The sequence below is a fragment of the Limnohabitans sp. genome (genome assembly GCF_044361645.1).
Classification (GTDB): domain Bacteria; phylum Pseudomonadota; class Gammaproteobacteria; order Burkholderiales; family Burkholderiaceae_C; genus Limnohabitans_A.
In genome coordinates this window covers 25195-32553 of sequence record NZ_JBIKIL010000029.1, presented here as the reverse complement: position 1 = coordinate 32553, position 7359 = coordinate 25195, and the positions used below count along the sequence as shown (strand labels likewise).

The window sequence follows — 7359 nt, the reverse complement described above, 5'->3', positions numbered from 1 at the left end:
ATTTGAACGCTTGGTGCAAGAGCTGGTGGCGGGCCAACACAAAGCCTTGGTGTTCAGCCAGTTCACCGACTACCTCAAGCTCTTGGCCGAGCGCCTGGAGGCCCTCGGTGTGGCCTACCAATACCTGGACGGCAGCACCCCGGCGGCCGAGCGAGGCAAGCGGGTGGCCGCCTTTCAGCAAGGGCAGGGCGAGGTGTTTCTGATCAGCCTGAAGGCGGGCGGCTTTGGCCTGAACTTGACGGTGGCCGACTACGTCATCATCGTCGACCCCTGGTGGAATCCGGCCGCCGAAGACCAGGCCAGCGGCCGTGCCCACCGCATGGGCCAGCAACGCCCCGTCACCGTCTACCGCTTGGTCACCCAGGGCTCGGTGGAGGAGCGCATTTTGCAAATGCACCACGACAAACGCAGCCTGGCCGACAGCATGCTCAACGACCAGGACGGCTCGGCCGTGCTGGATGCCTCCGCATTGGCGGAATTGCTCAAGGATTGATCAGGCGCAAGCCATTTTTGTGGGTCGGGGCTGAAGCCGACCTGCAAGACGAAAGCTGTTTGTCAAACCCCGTAACGGCGGGTCCATTCTTTTTCGAGCGCATCGACCCAAGAGGCATGCGGCTCGGGCAGGGCCGGGGCGCTTTGGGCCAGTTGCCCGGGGCGCACGGCCGATGCAAAGCGGGCGCGTTCGGCCGCAGGCAGGCGCGCCACATCGAGCACCGTGGGGTCGCCCCACACGTCGATGTCGGCCTTGCGCGCTTGCGCGGCGGGCGAGAGCAAAAAGTTGGCCACCACTTGTGCGCCCGCTTTGCTGGGCGCGTTGTACGGAATGGCCACAAAGTGCGTGTTGCCAATGGTGCCCTTGGCAAATTGCCAGCTTTGCACCGTGGCGCTCAGGCGCTTGGCGGCGATTTCGTTGGCCGCTTCGTTGGGGTTAAAGGTGAGGGCCAGCAGCAGCTCGCCGTCGGCCATCATCTGGCGCTGCGCGGCCGAGTTTTGCGGGAACTGTTTGCCCCCGCGCCACAGCTGCGGGTGCAGTGCATCCAAAAAGCGCCACAGGGGTGCGGTTTGCGCTTCCAGTGCGGTGGCGGTCACGGGCTGGGCCAGCGCTTTCACATCCGGCGCGTGCTCGATCAGGGCCTGCTTGACGAAGGTGGTGCCATGGAAGTTGGGCGGACGCGGGTAGGTGATGCGCCCGGGCTGGCTGCGGGCCAGCGCCAGCAGCTCATTCATGCTTTGCGGCAGTTGGGGCAGGCGTTTGGCATCGGCAAAAAACGTGAGCTGCGCCATGCCCCAGGGCGACTCCAGTCCGTCGGTGGGCACCGAAAAATCCACCAGCGTGGTGGGCTTGCCCACCGTGTCCACCCACTGGAAGTTGGGCAAGGTTTGGGCAAAGGGCGCAGACAACAGGCCATCGCGTTTCATGGCGGCAAAGTTTTCGCCGTTGATCCAGATCAGGTCCACCGTGCCTTCTGTGTCTTTGCGTCCGGCTTGCTTTTCAGCGCGCACACGCTTGACCGCATCGCCCGCGTCGCTGATCTTGACGTGCTGCAAATTCACGCCAAAGTCGCGCTGCAACTCACCCGCCACCCATTGCAGGTAAGCGTTGATGCGCTCGCTGCCCGCCCAGGCGTTGAAGTACACGGTTTGGCCGCGTGCGGCGCGCAAGGTGTCGGGCCAAGCGGTGTTTTGCGCCATTGCCCAAACCGGCATGGCTGTCGCGGTCAAGGCAGCAAGCGCTTGCCGACGATTCAAAGTCACATGTAAGCTGTTCTTGCTGTGCTGTGGTGAATTCATGGATGGAAGCTCAAGGTGGTGAGCATCTGCTGATCGCGATGCCATGTCATAAAAGTCAAACTGTAGAGCAATTCACAGCGCCGTTGCTGCAAGGGCGCGGCGAAAAAGGGCCAACGTTCGGTGAAGGCACGCTGCGTGTGCAGGCAGCACGGTGGCTGCAGCAAATGCAGAGCCCAAAGCGATGCGGTTGAGGTGTTGTTGGTGCATGACATGCGCCCTAAAGTTTGAAGGTGAGTGGTTGACTGTTTTGGGCAGCGCTGTGTGGCACTTGCCCAAGACTGTCATGGTGTAATCCGCGCCGGAGCATTCAAAAGTTACGTCAAATGCATGCCATTTTTTCTTTTTGTGTTTGTAACTTTTCCACCCCTTGGGACGAACTGACTTGAGCGAAAGCCTGCAAATCCAAGAAGCCGAACTGCACGCCGCATGGATGACATCTTTGCAAGGCGATCACGCCAGTTACCAACGCGCTCTGCTCCTCATGGGTGGCCATGTGCGGCGCTTTTTGCAAAAGCGGATGCAATCCCAACTCAGCGACGTCGAGGACCTTGTGCAAGAAACCCTGATGGCGATCCACCAAAAGCGCCACACCTACCAAAGCGACCAACCCCTGACGGCCTGGATGTATGCGATTGCGCGCTACAAATGGGTGGACCATCTGCGCGCCCATGGCCGCCGCGAGGGACTGCACGACGACATCGACGACTGGTCCGAGACCCTGGCGGTGGACAGCGATGAAGGTGTCAGCGATGCACACAAGGACCTGGATGTGATGCTGGCCGATTTGCCGGTGCGCCAACGCGAGGCCATCGAGCACACGCGTTTGATGGGTTTGTCGATCACCGAGACCGCCGAACGCACCGGGCAAAGCGAAGCCTCGGTCAAAGTGAACATCCACCGGGGCCTGAAAACCTTGATGGCCAAATGGGGAGCGACAACATGAAGACAAACGACCTGATTGCCTTGCTGGCCAGAGACACGCTGCAGCCGCAAAAATCCGTGCGCCAACAGTTGCTGGGCCAGCTGGTGCTGGGCGCGGTGGCCTGTGGCGTGTTGTTGTTGGCCGTGTTCGGCCTGAACCCGCAGATGGACCAAATGGCGGTGCATCCGGCCTTCATCACCAAGATGCTGTGGCTCACGGCCTTGATGGGTTTCAGCGTGTACGGCCTGTTTCGCTTGGCAAGACCTGGGGTGGGCGCGGGTCACACCTTCGTGGGTCTGGGCTTGGCTTTGCTGGCCATGGGCAGCCTGGGCTTGCTGCAGTGGTTGCAAACCGATGCGGGCGCACGCACGGCGCAGTGGTTGGGCGGCTCGTGGCAGGTGTGCTCAGTGAACATCGTGGCCTTGTCTTTGCCGGTGCTGGGGGCTTTGCTGTGGGCCTTGCGCCAACTGGCCCCAACGCGCCTCGCGCTGACGGGCGCTGTGGCGGGCATGCTGGCGGGCAGCTTGGCTGCCAGCATTTATTCACTGCATTGCACCGAAACCAGCCTGACGTTTTTTGCCGTCTGGTACGCGGGCGGCATCGCCCTGGTGTCGGGCGTGGGCGCGGTGTTGGCTTGGCGAATGCTGCGTTGGTGAGGCGGGTCGGTCGTGGTGCGCAAGGCCTCAGGCCACAGCCCCCGATCCATAACGGCCATGCAGCAGCTGCCCGGTTCTGAAACGCTCCAGCGCATAAGGTGCCAAGGGCACATCGGTGGGCAGCCCCAAAGCTTGTTGGGCCAACACGCGGCCCACGGCGGGGGACAGTTTGAAGCCGTGCCCCGAAAAACCAAAGCCCACCACCAGACCCGGCACATCGGGCACCGCCCCCAGCACCGGGTTCCAGTCGGGCGTCACGTCGTACACCCCCGTCCAAGAAGAGGCCAGCCCGGCTTCGGCAAACGAGGGGAAGCGCTCGGCCACCTGTTCGCCCACATGCATCACATCGTCCATGGACACATCGCCTTGGGTGTTGTCGGGCCCGCTCAGGGCCTCGCCTGCCGTGCCTTCGCTCACCAGCATTTGTTGCCCGCCATAGCTGCGGCAATAGAGCATGCCCGCTGAGCCCAGGTCTTTGTAGACGGGCATGGCGTAGGTGTAGGCCTCTGGGCCTTGCAGCGCCATGACTTTGTGCCGCTCGGGCAGCAAGGGCACCTGAAAGCCCGTCCATTGGGCCAACTCTTGCGCCCATATGTTTTGTGTGCTGATGACCACCGGGGCATGGAACACGCCACGGGTCGTCTCCACGCCGGTCACGGTTTGCTGCGACAGCACCAGCCGCGTCACACTCTCGCCTTCCATGAATTTCACGCCCAGCCTGCGGGCGGCGCGGGCGTAGCTGCTGGCCACCAAGTAGGCATCGGCAAAGCCGGCCTCGGGCTCAAAACCAATCAGGGCCGCATCGTCAAAGCGGCAAATGGGCAGGCGCTCGCTGGCTTCTTGCGCGCTCAGGCGATGCACCTCAATGCCCTGCGCTTGTTGGGCCGCCAAAGACTGGGCCAAAGGCTCCAGCTTGGGGCCTTGCGGCGCGGCAATCAGGTAGCCACAACGCACCAATCCGGCCGAGGCGTCCTCGTCTTGCAAATGCGCAGCAAAGTCTTTGAAGACCGCCCAAGACTGCTGGGCCAGCACCACGTTTTCGATCACCGAATAGTGCGTGCGCAAGATCCCGCTGGACTGGGCGGTGGTGCCCGCGCCGATTTGATCACGCTCCAGCACCAGCACCCGTTTGGCGCCCAGGGCGGCCAGGTTGTAGGCCACCGAGGTGCCAATCACCCCGGCCCCAATCACGATCGCATCCCAATGGCTCACATCCGACTCCTGTAGTTCAGTGCCAGCTTAAGGTGCGCGCCAGTAAGGGCCATCAGTTTTGCATTGGCTGATCATCAGCATCACACTTGGCGCATCAGGCTTCAGGATGCGCTGGCCTCTTCGACGCTGAGCAAGTCGTGGGGAATTTTCAGCTCCATCACCCATTGGCGTTGCAACTCGCGCACCGCCACCCGCACCATGGCCGCGATGTCTTGGGCCAGCGGGCCCAATTCGTCGGGTCGGTAGACGAGGTAGAAGGTTCGCTTCAAAGGCGGGTAGGACTGCCCTTGGTGCCGCAGCGCATTCAAGTGCAGGTATTTCAGGTTCATGGCGTGGTAGCGCGATTGCCACAAACACATGGGTGTGGTCAGGGCGATACCCAGGTCTTCGCGCACCAGGCTGAGCAGGGGGTCGGTCGCGTCAAATTCGAAAACGCGCTCGATGTGGGGGTCGTGTCGGCTCAAGTAGGCGTCCACCAGCGCGCCCATTTTGGAGCGGGTGCTGTAGTGCATGAAGGGCCTGAGCTGGCTCAGTTGCGACAAAGACGCCAGGGGAGGGACCTGCAAACTCTGCGGCACGGCCACCAGAAACTGCTCCGAGAACAAGGCCAGGCAATCCCTTCCGGGCAAGGACTTGGGGTCGTCGGTGGTGATCAGCACGTCGAGCTGGTGGTTGTCAAACATGTCGGCCAGCCCCGGGTTGATGCCCGAGACCAAGCGCAAGCGCTGCACACGCCCAGACAAACCACGCACCATCTGCGGGCCGATCACGGCGGCAAATGAATCGACGCAGCCCATGCGCAGCATGGCCCTTTTGCTGCGGCTGAGCGAGCGCACGGTTTGTGTCATTTGGCCGGCACGCGAAAGCAAATCTTTGGCCTGTTCATACAGCCGGTGCCCTGCGGCGGTGGGGTGCGCCGGACGTGTGGCGCGGTCCAACAAGGATGCGCCCAGTGTCTCTTCGAGTTGCCGGATGTGCTGCGACACACCCGCTTGCGATATTTCCAGCCGCTGCGCAGCCGCCGACACTGAACGGGTTTCCACCAAGGCCACCCAGATGCCCAGTTGCTCCCACGAGGGGGGAGACACTTTGTCAGTAGCGCGTTTTTTCATGAGACTGCGTGCAGGTTGTGAAATGTTTCATTGGTTTTTGTGATGCTGAGCATCAACTTTGGCAAACGATGGACAGGCCTTGCATTTCCACTCCACACTGTCAGACTGTCCACCAGGCTGTCCACCAGGCTGTCCGCTGCAAGCGGTCCTGGCCCAGTCCATTGTGAACCTCTCACCCATTCTTGAAGGAAATGAAGCATGAAAATCAATCGCCGTCTGGCCATCACCTTGGTGGCCTCTGCCGCTTTGCTCTCGGGTGCGGCCATCGCACAACAACGTGTGTTTTTCGGTGTGGCCACGGGCGGCACCGGCGGCACCTATTACCCCTTGGGCGGCATGCTGGCCCAGCTGATTTCCAACAAAGCCACCGTGGACGGCAAGAAAATCACCGCCACCGCTGAAGCCGCTGGTGCCTCGGTGGGCAACGCCAAACTGTTGGGCACCAAGGACATCGAGTCGGCCTTTGTGGCCGCCGACATTCTGGACGCGGCCTACAACGGCAAAGCCCAGTTTGCCAACGCACCGCTCAAAAACCTGCGGGCCCTGGGTGCGCTTTACCCCGAGACCGTGCAGCTGATCACGCGTGCTGATTCGGGCATCAACGGCGTCAAGGACCTCAAGGGCAAAAGCATTTCGTCGGGCGCGCCCGGATCGGGTCAGTACCAGCTGGTGACCGATTTGCTCAAGGTGCACGGCATGGCCCGCACCGATGTGAAAGAAGACAGCTCCTCCTTCACCCAAGCGGTGGACAAGATCAAGGACGGCAATTTGCACGCCACCTTGATCACGGGCGGTGTGCCCGTGGCGGCGGTGACCGACTTTGCACAAAGCCACGCCCTGAAAATCATTCCGCTGTCAGGCCCCGAAGTGGCCACCTTGCTCACAGAGCAGCCTTACTACACCCAAGTGCAACTGCCCGCCAACAGCTACAAGGGCCAGACTGCGGCCGTGCCCACGCTGGCGGTGATGGCCATCTGGGCCACACACGATGGCGTACCCGAGAACGTGGCCTACGAAGTGACCAAGGCGCTGTATGAAAACACGGCCATCATGGGCCAGGTGCATGTGCAGGGCAAAAACATCAACCTGAACACGGCCACCGCCGTGGCCAGCGTGCCCCTGCACCCGGGTGCCTTGCGTTACTTCAAGGAAAAAGGCATCGCCAAGTGACATGCCCCAAGCGCCTCGCCCTGGTGGCGCGGGCGCTGGTGGCCTGCGCAGTGGCAGCACCTGGGGCTGCGCCCGCTTGCGAGTTGGTGCTGACCGAACACCGCAGCGGCCGTGCCTTGACCCGATTGCCACTGAACCCGGCCCACCCCGCTGCCGATGTGGCGTTCACCCACTCGGTACTGGGCACGCCTGTGCTGGACCGGTATGTCTGGCGTCACAGCACGCTGGGTTGGCGGGCGCACTTGGTGGAGGAGCGCTTTGAAGGCGAGGGCTACGGTCTGCCATCGGCGGCAGGGCCAGGCGAGCGCTTGCTGCGCCATGGCGCGGGTTGGCGTTTGCTGCTGGACCGGGTGGTTGCGCCTTTGGTGGTCTTGCCTTTGCCAGCCCAGTCGATGCGTGTGGTGTTGGCCGATGGGCGCGAAATTTTACTGGGCCAGCTGAGCCCCAAATCAATAGAAATTCGGGCTGAAAATTGCCCTTTGTCATGATGAAAAAC

8 protein-coding genes are annotated in these 7359 nt (G+C 62.0%); 5 read left to right on the top strand and 3 right to left on the bottom strand.

The features are described from left to right. Positions 1 to 493: DEAD/DEAH box helicase (locus ACIQ39_RS06535; protein WP_396433804.1), on the top strand; the 493-nt coding region annotated here is incomplete at its 5' end. 62 nt (positions 494 to 555) lie between these two features. Here the strand turns inward: ACIQ39_RS06535 and ACIQ39_RS06530 are convergent. Continuing rightward, entirely contained in the window at positions 556 to 1707 is a 1152-nt protein-coding gene (locus ACIQ39_RS06530; protein ID WP_396433803.1) for an ABC transporter substrate-binding protein, read from the bottom strand. A gap of 451 nt (positions 1708 to 2158) precedes the next feature. Between ACIQ39_RS06530 and ACIQ39_RS06525 the strand changes: the two genes are divergently transcribed. Beyond that, positions 2159 to 2734: a sigma-70 family RNA polymerase sigma factor gene (locus ACIQ39_RS06525; protein ID WP_396433802.1), complete on the top strand. Its 576-nt coding sequence runs from the start codon at positions 2159 to 2161 to the stop codon at positions 2732 to 2734. Beyond that, complete coding sequence (locus ACIQ39_RS06520; RefSeq protein WP_396433801.1) at positions 2731 to 3369, top strand: NrsF family protein; 639 nt, start codon at positions 2731 to 2733, stop codon at positions 3367 to 3369. The genes ACIQ39_RS06525 and ACIQ39_RS06520 overlap by 4 nt, the downstream gene beginning before the upstream one ends. A 27-nt stretch (positions 3370 to 3396) precedes the next feature. Here the strand turns inward: ACIQ39_RS06520 and ACIQ39_RS06515 are convergent, their stop codons facing one another. Beyond that, positions 3397 to 4581 carry an NAD(P)/FAD-dependent oxidoreductase gene (locus ACIQ39_RS06515; RefSeq protein WP_396433800.1) on the bottom strand — a complete coding sequence of 395 codons (1185 nt, stop codon included), beginning with the start codon at positions 4579 to 4581 and terminating at the stop codon, positions 3397 to 3399. Positions 4582 to 4682: 101 nt separating this feature from the next. Next, on the bottom strand, positions 4683 to 5693 hold the full coding sequence (locus ACIQ39_RS06510; RefSeq protein ID WP_396433799.1) for a LysR family transcriptional regulator: 1011 nt from the start codon (positions 5691 to 5693) through the stop codon (positions 4683 to 4685). Positions 5694 to 5891: 198 nt separating this feature from the next. Here ACIQ39_RS06510 and ACIQ39_RS06505 point away from each other — a divergent pair, with 198 nt between their 5' ends. After that, entirely contained in the window at positions 5892 to 6863 is a 972-nt protein-coding gene (locus ACIQ39_RS06505; protein ID WP_396433798.1) for a TAXI family TRAP transporter solute-binding subunit, read from the top strand. Continuing rightward, the gene (locus ACIQ39_RS06500; RefSeq protein ID WP_396433797.1) at positions 6860 to 7351 is read left to right on the top strand and encodes a DUF1850 domain-containing protein; all 492 of its coding nucleotides are present in this window, start codon (positions 6860 to 6862) and stop codon (positions 7349 to 7351) included. Before ACIQ39_RS06505 ends, ACIQ39_RS06500 begins: the two co-directional genes overlap by 4 nt. Positions 7352 to 7359 lie beyond the last annotated feature (8 nt).